General features: G+C 69.7%; 10 protein-coding genes. 8 read left to right on the top strand and 2 right to left on the bottom strand.

From position 1 onward, the window contains the following. Positions 1-13: 13 nt before the first annotated feature. Together AB0J90_RS16345 and AB0J90_RS16340 are read right to left on the bottom strand one after the other, a co-directional pair. Positions 14-1,366, bottom strand: coding sequence for an extracellular solute-binding protein (locus tag AB0J90_RS16345; RefSeq protein ID WP_363596520.1), 1,353 nt, complete (start codon positions 1,364-1,366; stop codon positions 14-16). 19 nt (positions 1,367-1,385) lie between these two features. Continuing rightward, positions 1,386-2,528, bottom strand: a complete 1,143-nt coding sequence (locus AB0J90_RS16340; protein WP_363596518.1) for a LacI family DNA-binding transcriptional regulator — start codon at positions 2,526-2,528, stop codon at positions 1,386-1,388. Positions 2,529-2,828: 300 nt separating this feature from the next. On the opposite strand from AB0J90_RS16340, the gene AB0J90_RS16335 reads away from it, so the two are divergent. The 8 genes from AB0J90_RS16335 to AB0J90_RS16300 all read left to right on the top strand — a co-directional run bounded on the left by AB0J90_RS16335 (position 2,829) and on the right by AB0J90_RS16300 (position 15,775). Then, complete coding sequence (locus tag AB0J90_RS16335; RefSeq protein WP_363596516.1) at positions 2,829-4,157, top strand: Gfo/Idh/MocA family oxidoreductase; 1,329 nt, start codon at positions 2,829-2,831, stop codon at positions 4,155-4,157. Positions 4,158-4,176: 19 nt separating this feature from the next. Beyond that, on the top strand, positions 4,177-5,610 hold the full coding sequence (uxaC, locus tag AB0J90_RS16330; RefSeq protein WP_363596514.1) for a glucuronate isomerase: 1,434 nt from the start codon (positions 4,177-4,179) through the stop codon (positions 5,608-5,610). Further along, positions 5,607-6,902: an enolase C-terminal domain-like protein gene (locus AB0J90_RS16325; protein ID WP_363596512.1), complete on the top strand. Its 1,296-nt coding sequence runs from the start codon at positions 5,607-5,609 to the stop codon at positions 6,900-6,902. Before uxaC ends, AB0J90_RS16325 begins: the two co-directional genes overlap by 4 nt. Next, positions 6,893-8,419, top strand: a complete 1,527-nt coding sequence (locus AB0J90_RS16320; protein ID WP_363596510.1) for a mannitol dehydrogenase family protein — start codon at positions 6,893-6,895, stop codon at positions 8,417-8,419. Before AB0J90_RS16325 ends, AB0J90_RS16320 begins: the two co-directional genes overlap by 10 nt. Beyond that, the gene (locus AB0J90_RS16315; RefSeq protein WP_363596508.1) at positions 8,416-9,654 is read left to right on the top strand and encodes a Gfo/Idh/MocA family oxidoreductase; all 1,239 of its coding nucleotides are present in this window, start codon (positions 8,416-8,418) and stop codon (positions 9,652-9,654) included. The genes AB0J90_RS16320 and AB0J90_RS16315 overlap by 4 nt, the downstream gene beginning before the upstream one ends. Positions 9,655-9,899: 245 nt before the next feature. Beyond that, positions 9,900-11,243 (top strand): pectate lyase, encoded by a 1,344-nt coding sequence (locus tag AB0J90_RS16310; protein WP_363596833.1) that lies wholly within the window; start codon positions 9,900-9,902, stop codon positions 11,241-11,243. 110 nt (positions 11,244-11,353) lie between these two features. Continuing rightward, positions 11,354-12,976: a family 16 glycoside hydrolase gene (locus AB0J90_RS16305; protein WP_363596506.1), complete on the top strand. Its 1,623-nt coding sequence runs from the start codon at positions 11,354-11,356 to the stop codon at positions 12,974-12,976. 225 nt (positions 12,977-13,201) lie between these two features. Beyond that, entirely contained in the window at positions 13,202-15,775 is a 2,574-nt protein-coding gene (locus tag AB0J90_RS16300; RefSeq protein ID WP_363596504.1) for a right-handed parallel beta-helix repeat-containing protein, read from the top strand. Positions 15,776-15,835: the final 60 nt, after the last annotated feature.

Genomic DNA, 15,835 nt, shown 5'->3' with positions numbered 1-15,835 from the left:
GGTGCGCCGATCGTCAGGCGATCGCGCTCTTGCAGATCTCCAGGAACGCGCCGGCGGACTGTGACGGTGACTGGCGGTTGTACTGGACCTCTTCGGCCGCCTTGATCAGCTCGGCCCGGATCTTGCTGTGTCCCTTGAGCGGCACCTGCGGGGACTGGCCGAACTTGGCGGCCAGCTCGGTCTCCACGTCGATGGAGAGCTTCATCGCCGGGTCGGTGACGCCTTCGCTGACCGACTTGCGTACGTCCAGGTTGGACGGCAGCCCTCGGTCGGTGCCCAGGATCTTGCCCGCCTCCGGGTCGTTGACCAGGAAGTTCAGTACGTCGACCGCGACGTCCTTGTGCTCGCTGCTGCGGGCCACCGAGTAGTAGAGCGAGGCCCGCGCCCACTGTGCGCTCGGGTCACCGGGGTAGGCGACCACGCCCAGCTCGTCCTTGGTGGCCTTCTTCAGCTCGGGTAGCTGGTTCGCCCAGACGAACGAGGTCGCGGCCTTGCCGGTGACCACCAGCTGCTTGGTGATGTCGGTGGCGTTGCCCTCGTGGATCACGTCCGCGGTCGGGGTGGCACCGCGCTCGCGGGCGCCCTTCCATAGGTCGAACCACTTGGTGACGTCGTCGGCGGTGAAGCCGAGTTCCTTGCCCTTGTACAGGTCCTTGCCCTGCTGGCGCAGCCAGACCCAGAACGCCTTGTAGTCGGCGCTCGGGTCCATGGTGCCGGGGACCTTGGTCGTCTTGGAGACGTTCTCCGCCCAGGTGATGAAGTCCGCCCAGCTCATGCCGGTGGTCGGCTCGGGCAGGTTGTGCTTCTGGAGCAGGGTCTTGTTGTAGACCAGCCCCTGGGTGTTCTCACCACCGGCGATCCCGGCCAGCTTGCCGTCGACCACGCCGTACTGCCAGAGGCTTTCCGGGAGCTTGGTGACGTCGAGCTTCTTGTCGTCCTTGTACTTGGTCAGGTCGAGGGTGACGTTGCGCGACGCGTACTCGGTGAGGAAGTTGTCGTCGATCTGGAAGATGTCCGGCGCGTCACCGCTCGCGGTGAGGGTCGCCAGCTTGTCGAAGTAGCCCTGGTTGGCCTGCCAGGTCTTCTTGAACGTCACGTTGGGGTGCTTCGTGGTGTAGAGGGCGAGGGCGTCCTCGGTGAGCTTGGCCCGCGCCTCACCGCCCCACCAGAAGACCGACAACTCGACCGGTGTGTTCGGGGCGGCGGGACCCTCGTCGTCCTCGCCGCCGCAGGCTGCGGCGCCGAGAACGAGCGGTAGGACGATGGCGGCGGCCACCAAACGGTGGATCAGGCCGCGGCGGGGGAACGGGGTACGGTGATCATGCGCGGCACGTTCGTCCGCCATCGGGGGTGTTGCGGGGTGCATGTGCGCTCACTCCTTGGCGTTAGGAGGCGACAGCTTCGGGGTTGACCGCGGCCGCGTTGACCGGGTCCGCAGGGCTGTGCGGGCCCGGGTCAGCGGTTGTGGTGGTGGCCGCGGGGCTGGTCCGGCCGGAAACGGCCGGTGGGCGGGGCCCCGTCGAGTCGCGGATGACCAATTCGGTCTGGAGCATTACCTGTGCGGTGGTACGACGGTCGTCTGCTGCGACGGTCCTGTTCCCACCCCGGTTGCGGTGGGCGGCGGCACTGTCGTGTTGGAGCAGCATGTCGACGGCCGTCCGGCCGGCGGCCGCTGTTGGTGTGGCCACCGTCGTCAATTTCGGCCGGACCAGTCGGCTCAGCGCGATGTCGTCTATTCCGACGACGCTGACCTCCTGGGGCACCCGGATCCCGAGCGAGTCGAGCCCTTCCATCAGGCCGATCGCCATCAGGTCGTTGTAGGCGAGGACAGCGGTGACGCCCGCCCGGCGGACCTGTTCCGCGTTGGCGATGCCACCACCCTCGGTGGGCGGGTTGGGGCCGAGTACGGTCAGCGCCGCGTCGGCGGAGCGGGCGGCGGCGGTGGCCGCCCGACGGATCTCACGGCTGGTCCAGGAGCCGCGGGGGCCGCCGAGCAGGGCGAGGTTGTGGTGTCCGAGCCCGGTCAGGTGCTCGATCGCCAGCCGGGCCCCCTGTCCGACGTCCATCACCACCGCCGGTAGTCCGGTCACCTGGCGGTTGATCACGACCAGCGGCACCTCGCGGCTGAGCTGCTCGATCAGGCTGTTGCTCATGCGGGGGCTGCAGAGCAGGATGCCGTCGACCTGTTTGGCCAGCGCGTGGACCAGGTCCTCCTCGGCGGCCGGGTCCTCGTTCGTGTCGGCCACGAAGATGTGGTAGTCGCGGTGCCGGGCCTGGCTTTCGGCCGCCTTGATCAGTGGTGGGAAGAAGGGGTTCGCGATGTCGGCGACGATCAGGCCGATGTTGTGCGTACGGCCGGTGATCAGCGCGCGAGCCGCGCGGTTGGGTCGGTAGCCGAGGTGCTCGGCGCAGGCCAGCACGCGGAGACGGGTCTCCGGGTTGACCAGGTGCGGGGCGGAGAACGTGCGGGACACGGTGGAGATGTGCACGCCGGAAGCACGTGCGACGTCTCGGATGGTGGCTGGCACGCGAGTCCCTTCGATCTCCACGCCGGCCGGTGTCCGGTGGCCGACGGTTGTGCTTGTCATCACATTGGGTGTCGCCAATTAATGCAAACGGTTGCTCTGGTGTCAACGGGCCTTGGTTACGGGTTTGTTGCGGCGAGCGGCCTTCGATGCCGTCATACCTTCGTAAATCCGGAGAAAATACGCCGGTTTGTTGTCGATCGTTGACGACGAGAGTCCTCACGTGGTTACTTCGGCTGCAAACCTTTGCAGTCACACCGAGGCCACCACCGGCCTTTGGCAGTCACACGGAGGCCGAGCGGGATGTCCACAGAACCCGGAAAGCGACTTCGTTACGCCGTGGTCGGCACCGGCGCACGGGCCGAGATGTTCGTCCGCGCGCTCGTACTCGACCACCCCGCGACCGCCGAGCTGGTCGCGTTCGCCGATGTCAACCAGGCCAGGATGGACGCACACAACGAGTGGCTGGAGGAACTCGGCTTCGACTCGGTGCCGACGTACCTGGCCGCCGACTACACGACCATGCTCGAGAAGGAACGGGTCGACGTGGTCCTGGTGACCACGGTGGACCGGGTGCACGACGAGTACATCGTGGCCGCGCTGCGCTCCGGCCGGGACGTCATCACCGAGAAGCCGATGACCATCGACGTGCCCCGCTGCCAGCGGATACTCGACGCGGTGGCGACCACCGGCCGAAAGGTTTCGGTGGCCTTCAACTACCGCTACAACCCGTTGCACGAGAAGGTGCGCGAGGTGCTCGCCGCCGGTGAGATCGGCGAGATCGGGTCGGTCCACTTCGAGTGGCTGCTCGACGTCCGCCACGGCGCCGACTACTTCCGGCGCTGGCACCGGGAGAAGGCCAACTCCGGCGGCCTGATGGTGCACAAGGCCAGCCACCACTTCGACCTGGTCAACTGGTGGCTGGACGCGGTGCCGGAGGAGGTCTACGCCTCCGGTCGGCTCTTCTTCTACGGCGAGAACGGCAAACGCCACGGGTACGCGCGCGACTACGAGCGCGCACACGGCTCCCCGGCCGCCGCCGGTGACCCGTTCGCGCTGCACCTGGCCAGCCACCCCCGCCTGCGGGCGCTCTACCTGGACGCGGAGGCCGAGGACGGCTACCACCGGGACCAGAACGTCTTCGCGCCCGGCGTCACCATCGAGGACGACATGTCGGTGCTGGCCCGGTACTCCAACGGCGCCACCATGACGTACCACCTGACCGCGTACGCGCCCTGGGAGGGCTACCGGGTGATGGTCAACGGGAGCAAGGGGCGGCTGGAGCTTGAGGTCGTGGAGAGCGACTTCGTCAGCCCGTACGCGGCCGGTGAACTCAAGGGCGCCGCGCTGCACGGCGTACAGGCCGCGATCGAGGAGGGCTGGGCGAAGCTGACCGTCCGGCCGTTCTGGGAGCAGGCCCGGCAGGTGCCGGTGTCCGGCTACACCCGTACCGGTCACGGTGGTGCCGACGTACGGATGACCGGGGTGCTCTTCGGTGGGCACCCCGACCCGATGGACCGCGGTGCCACCGCCCGCGACGGCGCGCTCGCGCTGCTCACCGGTCTGGCGGCGAACCGCTCCTTCGAGACCGGCCAGCCGGTCCGCGTTGCCGACCTGCTCAACATTCCCTGATCACGAGGAGCCCGCTTCCGTGCCCCCACTACCAGGAGCTGACCTGCTCCTCCCGGCCGAGCCCACCCAACGGGCGATCGCGCGGGAGCTGTACGCGTTGGCGAAGGACCAACCGCTGATCTCCCCGCACGGGCACGTCGACCCGGCCATCCTGGCCGAGGACGCTCCGTTCCCCGACCCGGCGCGGCTGATCATCGTTCCTGACCACTACCTGACCCGGATGCTGCTCAGCCAGGGCATCCCCCCGGCCGACCTGGGCGTGCCCACGGTCGACGGCGCGCCCGTGGAGACCGACGGGCGGACCATCTGGCGCCGGTTCGCCGCGAACTGGCACCTCTACCGGGGCACTCCGTCGCGGCTCTGGCTGGAGCAGACGTTCCGCCGGGTCTTCGGGGTGAGCACCGTGTTCGGGCCGGAGACGGCCGACGAGATCTACGACGAGATCGCGGCGAGGCTGGCCGAGCCGGCGTTCCGCCCCCGGGCGCTGTTCGAGCGGTTCAACATCGAGACCTTGGCCACCACCGAGTCGCCCCTGGACGACCTGGGCCGGCACGCCAAGCTGGCGGCCGACGGCTGGGGCGGACCGGGCGGACGGGTGATCACCACGTTCCGGCCGGACAACGTGGTCGACATGGAGTTCGACGGCTGGGCCGAGAACGTCGAACGGCTCGGTGCCGTCGCCGGCACGGACACCGCGTCGTACGCCGGGTATCTCGAAGCCCTGCGGCTGCGCCGGCAGGCGTTCATCGCGGCCGGGGCGACCTCGTCCGACCACGGTCACCCGACCGCGTTGACCCTGCGGTTGAGCCAGGCCGAGGCGGCCACCCTGTTCGACCGGGGTCGGCTCGGCACCGCCACGCCCGAGGACGCCGAGGCGTTCCGGGCGCACATGCTGGTCGAGTTCGCCGCGATGTCGATCGAGGACGGCCTGGTGATGCAACTGCACCCGGGCGCCGTACGCAACCACAACCGCTGGCTGTACGGCCGGCACGGGCGCGACGTCGGCGGCGACATCCCGCAGGCCACCGAGTACCTGCACGCGCTCACCCCGCTGCTCGACGCGTACGGCAACGACCCCCGGCTGCGGCTGGTCGTCTACACCTTGGACGAGTACACCTTCACCCGCGAACTCGCCCCGCTGGCCGGCGGTTACGCCGCGCTCTACCTCGGTGCGCCGTGGTGGTTCCTGGACTCGCCCGAGGTACTGCGCCGGTTCCGCGAAGCGGTCACGGAGAGCGCCGGTTTCTACAACACCGCCGGTTTCGTCGACGACACCCGTGCGTTCTGCTCCATCCCGGTACGCCACGACGTGTCCCGCCGGATCGACGCCGGCTTCCTGGCCCGGCTGGTCGCCGAGGAGCGGCTGCCACTGGACGAGGCCGCCGAGACGATCGTCGACCTGGCGTACCACCTGCCCAAGCGGGTCTTCAAGATCGGGGAGAAGCTGCAATGACGGTGACCATCACCGCCGCCGAGGTGCACGACGTACGCTTCCCGACCGCGGCGGCCGGCGACGGCTCCGACGCGATCAACCGGGGCGACTACTCGGCCAGTTACGTCGAGCTGCGCACCGACGACCCGAGCGGGGTCTTCGGCGCCGGCTTCACCTTCACCAACGGTCGCGGCAACGAGCTGACCTGCGGTGCCATCGAGGCGCTGGCCCACCACGTGGTCGGCCGTACGGTGGAGGAGATCTTCGCGGATCCGGTCACGTTCTGGCGCTCGCTCAGCGCCGACGTGCAGTTGCGCTGGCTCGGCCCGGAGAAGGGCGTCATCCACATGGCGACCGGCGCGCTGGTCAACGCCGTGTGGGACCTGCGGGCCAAGCTCGCCGGCAAGCCGATGTGGCGACTGCTGGCCGAGATGCCGACCGAGGAACTCGTGGCCAGCATCGACTTCCACCACATCAGCGACGCCATCACCCCGGCCGACGCCACCGCCATCCTCGACAACGGACTCGTCGGGCTGAAGGAGCGGCTGGCCGAGCTGGAGGAGAGCGGCTTCCCGTCGTACACCACGTCGGTCGGGTGGCTCGGTTACCCGGACGAGAAGGTGCGGGCGCTGACCCGGGCGGCGTACGCCGACGGGTGGCGGGCGATGAAGATGAAGGTCGGCGGCCCGATCGACGACGACGTACGACGGGCCCGGATCATCCGGGACGAGATCGGCCCGGACGCGCTGCTGATGATGGACGCCAACCAGGTCTGGGACGTGGACGAGGCGATCGCCAACATGGAGCGGCTGGCCGAGGTGGAGCCGTACTGGATCGAGGAGCCGACGCACGCGGACGACGTACTCGGGCATGCCCGGATCGCCCGCGCGGTGGCACCGGTACGGGTGGCCACCGGTGAGGTCGCGGCGAACCGGGTCATCTTCAAGCAGCTCCTCCAGGCCGAGGCGATCCGGGTGTGCCAGATCGACGCCTGCCGGGTCGGCGGGGTCAACGAGGTGCTCTCGGTGATCCTGATGGCGGCCAAGTTCGGCGTGCCGATCTGCCCGCACGCCGGTGGGGTCGGCCTCTGCGAGTACGTCCAACACCTGGCGATCTTCGACTACCTGCGGGTCGGCACCTCGCTCGACGGCCGCATGGTCGAGTACGTCGACCACCTGCACGAGCACTTCGAGGACCCGGTACGCACCCGCGAGGGCCGGTACCTACTGCCGGAGCTGCCCGGTTACAGCGCCACGATCAAGCCCGCCTCGATCGCGGAGTTCAGCTTCCCGGACGGCCCGGCATGGCGGTGACCGTCGGCGCGTCGCCGCTGGGGCTCGGTGCCCTGCGCCGGCTGCCCTCCTCGACCCGCCCGCTGGTCCGGCCCGGGACCGTTCCGGCCGGCATCGTGCACCTCGGCCTCGGCGCGTTCCACCGGGCCCACCAGGCGGTCTACACCGAGCAGGCGGTCGCGCGGGGCGGTGGCGACTGGGGCATCGTCGGGGTGGCGCCGCGCAGCACCGAGGTGGTGAACCAGCTCGCCGCGCAGGACTGCCTGTTCAGCGTCACCACGCTCTCCGGGGCCGGCAGCGAGACCCAGGTGATCGGTGCGCTCGCCGGGGTACGGCACGCGCCCAGCGATCCGGCCGCGATCGTGGCGCTGCTGGCCGATCCGGCGATCCGGATGGTCACGCTCACGGTGACGGAGAAGGCGTACCAGCTCGATCCGGCCAGTGGCCGGTTCAGCCCGGACGCCGAGGTGACCGCCGACCTGACCACCGACCGGGACCCGCGTACGGTCCCCGGGTTGCTGGTCCGTGGCCTGCTCGCCCGAGCCGTCGCCGATGCCGGTCCGCTGGCCCTGGTGAGCTGCGACAACCTGCCGTCGAACGGCAAGCGGCTGCACAGCCTGGTCGGCCAGGCGCTGGCGATGCTGGCCGAGGCGGCAGGTGGGCGCAACGGGGCCAACCGGGCGCGGGCCGAGCGGATCGCCGACTGGTTGCGTACGAACGTGACGTATCCGGGGACCATGGTGGACCGGATCGTGCCGGCGAGCACGGCCGAGACGTTCGCCGCCGCGCAGACCGCGCTGGGCTTCACCGACCTGGCCGCGGTGGCGGCGGAGCCGTACCGGCAGTGGGTGATCGAGGACAACTTCCTCGGTGGACGTCCGGCCTGGGAGCAGGCGGGTGCGGTGCTGACCGACGACGCCGGCCCGTGGGAGCGGCTGAAACTGCGGGCGCTCAACGGGGTGCACTCGGCCACCGCGTACCTGGGCGCGCTCGCCGGGCGGGAGACGATCGCCGACGCGCTGGAGATCCCGCACCTGCGTGAGGTGCTGCGTCGGCTGATCGCCGAGGACGTGGCACGTAGTTTCAGCCCGCCGGACGGTGTCTCGGTGGTCGACTACGGTGAACAGGCGCTGGAACGGTTCGCCAACCCGGTGATCCGGCACCGGACCATCCAGGTGGCGATGGACGGTTCGCAGAAGCTGCCGCAGCGGATGCTGCACACGGTCATCGACCTGCGGGCGGCTGGACACTCACCCCGTTACGCGGCACTGGCGGTCGCCGCCTGGATGCGGTTCGTCCAGGGGCGCGCCGACGACGGCACCCCGCTGCCGTTGGACGACCCGCTCGCCGACCGGATCCGGGCGGCGCTCAGCGCCGGCAAGGACACCCCGGCCGGCGTGGTCGACTCGCTGTTCGGCCTGACCGAGATCTTCCCCTCCGAACTCGCCGCCGACGAGGTGGTTCGCGAACTGGTGCTGGAGTGGCTGACCGCGCTCGACCGGCACGGGGTCGAGGCGACCCTGGCGGGTGCGACATGACCGACCGGCGGTCCGGAGCGGTGGCGGGCGGGCGACAATCCGCCGGGCCGCCCCGGGTGGCGTTGATCGGTGCCAGTGGCCACGGCCGCTGGCACCGGCAGGTCATCGCCGAACTGGGTGCTGCCGCCCGGCTGGAGTTGGTCGCGCTGGTCGACGTACGGCCGGTCGAGCCGCTGCCGGACGCGGAGGCCGCCGAGACCGCGGCGGTCTTCACCGACCACCGCGAGATGCTCCGGGCCGTCCGCCCGGACGTGGTGGTCGTCTGTACGCCGCCGCACACGCACCTGCCGATCGCCCTGGACGTGCTCGCGTCCGGGGCCGATCTGCTGCTGGAGAAGCCGCCGGTGCTCGGTACGCACGAGCACCGGGCCCTGTCGATGGCGCGGGCGGCCAGTGGCCGGGCGATCCAGGTCGGCTTCCAGGCGCTCGGCTCGGCGGCCCTGGTGGAACTGCTCGCCGCGGTCGCCGATGGCAGGCTCGGCACGATCACCGGCATCGCCACGGTCGCTTCCTGGCAACGCACCGACGCCTACTACGCCCGGTCCCCGTGGGCCGGCCGGCGCAGCCTGAACGGGCATCCGGTGCTCGACGGCGCGCTGGTCAACCCGCTGGCGCACGCGGTCATGCAGTGTCTCGCGGTGGCCGCCGCCGTGCCGTCCCGGCTCGGTGGACGGGGAGCCGATCCGGTGGCGGTCGAGCTGGAGCGGTACCGGACCCGGCCGATCGAGGTGGACGACACCGCCTCGCTGCGGGTGACGCTCCGCTCCGGCCTGCCGGTGGTGGCGGCGGTGACCCTGGCCGGGGAGGAGTTCGTCCCCGGTGAGGTGATCGTGCGCGGTACGGCGGGTCGGGCCGTGTTGGAGTATCCGACCGACCGGCTGCTGTTGCCGGGTTACCCGGAGCCGCGCGAGGTCCCCGGTCGGGTGGGCCTGCTGGCGAACCTGCTGGACCACCGGGCCGACCCGGAAGGGGTGCCGCTGATCGTGCCGCTGGACCGTACGGAGGGTTTCACCGCGCTGATCGAGGCGATCCACGCGGCTCCCGAACCGGCCCTGCTGGGCGGCGAGAACGTGCTCGGTACGGGTGAACCGCCGGACCGGGTGTGGTCGATCCGGGGGGTCAACGGGGTGCTGCGGCAGGCCGCCGAGTCCGGTGCGCTGCTGCACGAGTTGGGCGTGCCGTGGGCGGTCAAGCCGTACCGGGTGACGCTGGGCGAGGAGACGGGCAATGGCTGAGCCGCGTACGGAAAACCGGCTGCAAATTATTGGAACAGCCGTGCGGTAGGAATCGGACCGAATACCCACTTCTCGGCCAACGGGTGGCCGAGGCAATTAATAATGCCTCCATTCTCTGCAACATAACTGCACACGCAGCGCATTGACTCATATGACTGCGTTTCCTTACCGTCTGTTTGTGAACAGGTTTCGTACGCGTTACGGAACCGGAAATCGACAGGCAGACGCGGAGAGTGCAGATGCGACTGATCAGGTTGACCGCCGTACTGGTGGGGATCTCGCTCGCGGTAGTGCCGGGAACGGCCGTAACCGCAGGTGGATCACATGACCGACTGTCCTGGGGAGCCCGTCTGCTGGGCCGGCAGGCATTGCCGGCGAATGACGGTTGGGCCGCCGCCGGACCTGGTACGACCGGCGGTTCCGCCGCCACCGAAGACCAGATCCACGTGGTGGACAGCCGTGCCGAACTGGTGGCCGCACTCGGTGGCGACAATGCCACCAACCGGAGCAACGCCACCCCGAAGATAATCTACGTCCAGGGTTCCATCGACGGTTACGAAGCCGCTGACGGAACGCTCCTGGACTGCGCCGACCTGGCTGATCCGGAATACAGCCTGCCCGCCTATCTGGCCGCGTACGACCCGGCGGTCTGGGGGCGGGTGGCGCCGAGCGGACCGGTCGAGGCGGCTCGGGTGCGGTCGGTGGCGAACCAGACCCGACAGACCCAGATCAACGTCGGGCCGAACACCACCATCATCGGGCTGCGTGGCGCGACGCTGGCCGGGCTGACCCTGATGCTCGACGGCGCCAGCAACTCGATCGTCCGCAACCTCACCTTCGACGACGCCCGCGACTGTTTCCCGGCCTGGGCGCCGACCGACGGTGAGAACGGAAACTGGAACTCGCAGTTCGACCAGGTTTCGGTACGCCGCAGCGAGAACATCTGGGTCGACCACAGCACCTTCACCGACGGCGACAACCCGGACTCGGCGCAGCCGGTCTACTTCGGTCGTCCGTACCAGGTGCACGACGGGTCGCTGGACATCACCCACACCGCCAGCCGGGTCACCGTCTCCTACAACCGGTTCACCGGCCGGGACAAGGTGATGCTGATCGGCTCGTCGAACACGGTCGGCCCGGACGTCGGCCGGCTCAACGTCACCCTGCACCACAACCTGTTCGCCGGCACCCTCCAGCGCCTGCCCCGGGTGCGGTTCGGCCAGGTCGACCTCTACAACAACCACTACCAACTCGCCGGACCGGATTTCCAGTACGCGCTCGGCGTCGGCGTCCAGTCGGCCCTCTACGCGGAGAACAACTTCTTCGCCGTCGACGACGGGATCGCGCCGGAGGACCTGCTCTACGACTGGGGCGGCACCGCGCTCACCGAGCGCGGTAGCTGGGTCCGTACCGATGGGGGTTGGCCCCGGCCGACCAGCCTGCTCGACGCCTACAACAGCACCCACGACCCGGATCTGGGTGCGGACGCCGGCTGGACCCCCACCCTGCGCGCCACCTCACCCCTGCCCACCGCGTTGGTCCCGCTGGCCGTCCAACTCCTGGCCGGCGCCAACCGCCTACCCGTCTGACCCGGTGGGAAGGGCCCGCCCGTCCCGCAGGCCCTTCCCACCACCCCCGAACCCGTCCGCCCGAACCCGTCCCACCCCCAACCCTGTCCCACCACCACAGGAGGCCCACTGTGAAATCCATCCGGACCCGGGGACGACCGACCTGGCGCGTGCTCGCCGCGACGGTCGCCGCCGGCACCCTCAGCGTCGCCGCGGTGACCTTCGGGATGCCGTACGCGTTCGCCGACACGCTGCTGTCGGACACCTTCGAGGACGGCAACTCCAACGGCTGGTCGAAGTCCGGCGGTAGCTGGTCGGTGGTGACCGACGGCTCGCTGGCCTACCGCCAGTCCGGCCAGAGCAGCGACGCCCGCACCCTGGTCGGCCAGCCGACTTGGGGCGACTACGGCGTGCAGGCGCGGGTGAAGCCGACCGGCTTCAACGGCGCCAACCGGCACGTCGGCGTGGTCGCCCGCGCGCAGAGCAGCAGCAGCTACTACGCCCTCGTGGTGACCAGCGGCGGCGCGGTGCAACTGGTCAAGCGGGCCGGCGGCGACCCGGTGGCGCTCGGTACCGGGTCGGCTGCGGTGCCGGTCGGCACCTGGGCGACCCTGCGGCTGGACGCCGTCGGCAGCTCACTGCGCGGGTACGTCAACGGCAACCTGGTGGTCCAGGCCACCGACAGCGGCTTCAGCTCCGGCCGGGCCGGGCTTGCCACCTCGTACGCCAGCGCCTCGTTCGACGACGTCGAGGTGGCGACCGTGACCGGCCCGCCGCCGACGACCGGCCCGACCACCGGCCCGACCCTGCCGCCGACCGAGCCGCCGCTGGATCCGGGTGCGCCGCCGATCGGTTTCGCGTCGGTCAACGCACTCGGCCAGAACGGCACCACCGGTGGGGCCGGCGGCCCGACCGTGACCGTCGACACCCCGGCCGAGCTGCTGAGCGCGATCGCCCAGTCCGGTCCGCTCAACATCCGGGTCAGCGGCATGATCGCGCTGCCCGGACCGATGCACGACGTGACCTCGGACAAGACCATCGTGGGCGTCGGCGCCAGCTCCGGGATCACCGGCGGCGGACTCAACATCGGCATCCCGGTCAGCGACGCGACCAGTCCGCCCGCGGACGCGGTGCACAACGTCATCGTGCGGAACCTGAACTTCCGCAACACGGTGGACGACGCGATCAACGTGCAGATGTTCACGCACCACGTCTGGATCGACCACAACGACCTGTCGCTCGGCTACGACGGGCTGATCGACATCAAGCGGGGGGCCAGCTACGTCACGGTCTCCTGGAACCACACCCACCACCACACGAAGAACATGCTGCTCGGCCACGACGACAGCAACGCGGCCCAGGACGTCGGTTACCTGAAGGTGACGTACCACAACAACTGGTTCGACCGTACGCCGCAGCGCAATCCGCGGGTCCGCTTCGGTGAGCCGGTGCACGTGTTCAACAACTACTTCGTCTACAACACCGATGTCGGTGTCGCCTGCCAGCTCAACTCCGGCTGCGTGGTCGAGGGCAACTACTTCGAGGACGTCGAGGTGCCCTGGTCGGTCAGCTACGCGGGGTCGCGCGGCCGGCTGGTGGCGCGGAACAACGTACTCGCGGGCACGAGCGAGCCGGGTGACTCCGGCGGCACGGTGCAGGAACCGAGCACGTACTACAGCTACACGGTCACCGATCCGAACAACATCAAGTCGGTCGTGACGGCCGGCTCCGGCACGGGCAAGATCGGCCTCTGACGGCCGTCGGGGTCGGCTGCCGACGTACGGCGGCCGAACCCTCCGGTGCGCGCCGGGAGCGGGTACGGGCGAGTCAGCCCGGTTCTCCCGCATCCCTCCCGGCGTGGCGCCGATCGATCCGAGTGGGTCAGGGCGGCACTTTCCCCAAGGGCGAACCCTGTCCACAAAGATCGAAAGCTATCGATCTATCTGTCTACCTGGGCGGATAGCCACCAAGGAGGTTCAGTGACAACCACCGAAACCCGGCGCAGGCATCGCCGCGGTCTCCTGATCGCGGTCGGCGCGGCAATCGCCGCAGTCGCCCTGGCGCTCGGCATGGGCGCCACCGCCTACGCCGCGACGCTCTTCTCCGACGACTTCGAGGACGGCAACTCGACCGGCTGGACGCCGTCGGGCGGAAGCTGGTCGGTCGCCACCGACGGCTCCCGGGTCTACCGGCAGAGCGGCACCAGCAGCGACGCCCGCTCCATCGCCGGTACGGCGAGCTGGACCAACTACTCGGTCCAGGCGACCGTCAAGCCGACCGCCTTCAACGGCTCCAACCGCTTCGTCGCCCTGCTCGGCCGGGTGCAGAGCAGCACCAGCTACTACTACCTGGCCCTGCGCAGCAACAACACGGTCGAACTGAAGCGGCTCTCCGGCGGCTCCTCCACCACGCTCGACACCGCCAGCGTCACGGTGAGCGTCGGCACCACGTACACGCTGCGGCTCGACGTCAACGGCAGCTCGCTGCGGGGGTACGTCAACGGCACCCTGCTCGCCGAGGGCACCGACAGCCAGTACGCCACCGGCCGGATCGGCGTCGCCACCTTCAACGCCTCGGCGAACTTCGACAACGTGCTGGTCTCCTCCGGCGGAAGCGACCCGACGCCGACCCCGACCAACCCGACCCAGACCCCGACCACACCGAGTCCCACCCCGCCCGGCAACCCGGGCAGCAACGTCGCCGACGGCTGGGCCTCGGTCGACGCGTGGGGCCAGAACGGCACCACCGGCGGTGCGGGCGGCCCGACCGTCACCGTCACCAGCGCCTCCCAGTTCATCGCCGAGGCGGCCTCGACCGGACCGAAGATCATCCAGGTCAGCGGCCTGATCGCGCTGCCCGGACCGATGCACGAGGTCACCTCCGACAAGACCATCGTCGGCCTCGGCGCGAACTCCGGCTTCACCGGCGGCGGGCTCAACATCGGCCTGCCGATCGACAACGCGATCACCGCACCCCCGGCGAACGCCGTACACAACGTCATCCTGCGCAACCTGAACTTCCGGGACTGGGCGGACGACGCGGTCAACGTGCAGATGTTCTCGCACCACATCTGGATCGACCACAACACCTGGACCACCGGGTTCGACGGCGGAGTCGACGTCAAGCGCGGCTCGTCGTACGTGACGATCTCGTACAACCACGCCGACGGGACCGACAAGAACATGCTGCTCGGCCACGACGACGGCAACGCCGCGCAGGACGTCGGCCGGCTGAAGGTCAGCTACCACCACAACTTCTTCGACAACACCAACCAGCGCAACCCCCGGGTCCGCTTCGGCGACCAGGTGCACGTCTACAGCAACTACTACCTGAACACCGGCAACTACGGCGTGGCCGCCACCGAGGACTCCGGCGTCATCGTCGAGGGCAACTACTTCGAGAACGTCGACGACCCGTACCACCTGGGTGAGGCGTCCTCCGGGGACGGCCGGCTGGTCGCCCGGAACAACTGCCTGGTCAACTCCGGTGCCGGCGAGACCGGCGGCAGCGTCACCAACCCGCCGTACCCGTACACCATCGGCACCGCCTGCGACACCAAGGCCACGGTGACCGCGCAGGCCGGGGTCGGCAAGGTCGGCCTGCCCGGCGTCCCGACCAACCCGCCGGCCACCACGCCGCCGGCCACCACGCCCCCGGCCACCACGCCCCCGGCCACCACACCTCCGCCGACCGGGCCGCCGCAGACCGGCCTGATCGGCTGGGCCGCGCAGAACGGCGGCACCACCGGCGGTGCCGGCGGCTCGACCGTCACCGTCACCACCGGGCAGGCGCTCGCCGACGCCCTGGAGTCGTCGTCACCGCTGATCATCCGGGTGCAGGGCTCGCTGAGTATGCCCGACACCATGAACGACGTCCGGTCGAACAAGACCGTGCTCGGCGTCGGCACCAACGCGACCCTGGACAACGGGCTGAACGTCAGCTCCGCGACCAACGTCATCATCCGCAACCTCACCTTCCGGGGCTGGGACGACGACGCGATCAACGTGCAGGGCTCACGCAACGTCTGGATCGACCACAACACCTTCGACAGCGGCTATGACGGCGCGGTCGACGTGAAGCGGGAGTCGGACTTCGTCACCGTCTCCTGGAACCGGGTGGTGAACCACACCAAGAGCATGCTGCTCGGCCACGACGACGGGCACACCGCCGACATCGGCCACCTGCGGGTGACGTACCACCACAACTGGTTCGACGGCAGCAAGGAACGCCACCCTCGGGTGCGTTTCGGCGACCCGGTGCACGTGTTCAACAACTACTACTTCGGCGCTGACTACGGCGTCGCGTCCACCATGGGCGCGGGCGTGCTGGTCGAGGGCAACTACTTCGAGAACGTCACCCGGCCGACCGCCGTCGGTTATGCCGAATCGGACCCGGGTGACCTGGTCCAGCGCAACAACTTCTTCGTCAACTCCGGTACGCCGGAGAGCGCAGGCGACGTCGCCGCCATCCCGTACGCGTACAGCACGGATGCGGCGGCGAACGTCAAGTCGATCGTCACCGCTGGCGCGGGCGCCGGTCGCATCAACCCCTGACCCACCAAACCCGTCCCCATACCGGCGGGGCGGCGGCCGCAATCCGTCGCCCCGCCCTCC

It is taken from the genome of Micromonospora sp. NPDC049523 (assembly GCF_040676775.1).
GTDB lineage: Bacteria > Actinomycetota > Actinomycetes > Mycobacteriales > Micromonosporaceae > Micromonospora_G.
The sequence above is the reverse complement of the archived record's forward strand: the minus strand, read 5'-3'. Positions and strand labels throughout refer to the sequence as shown.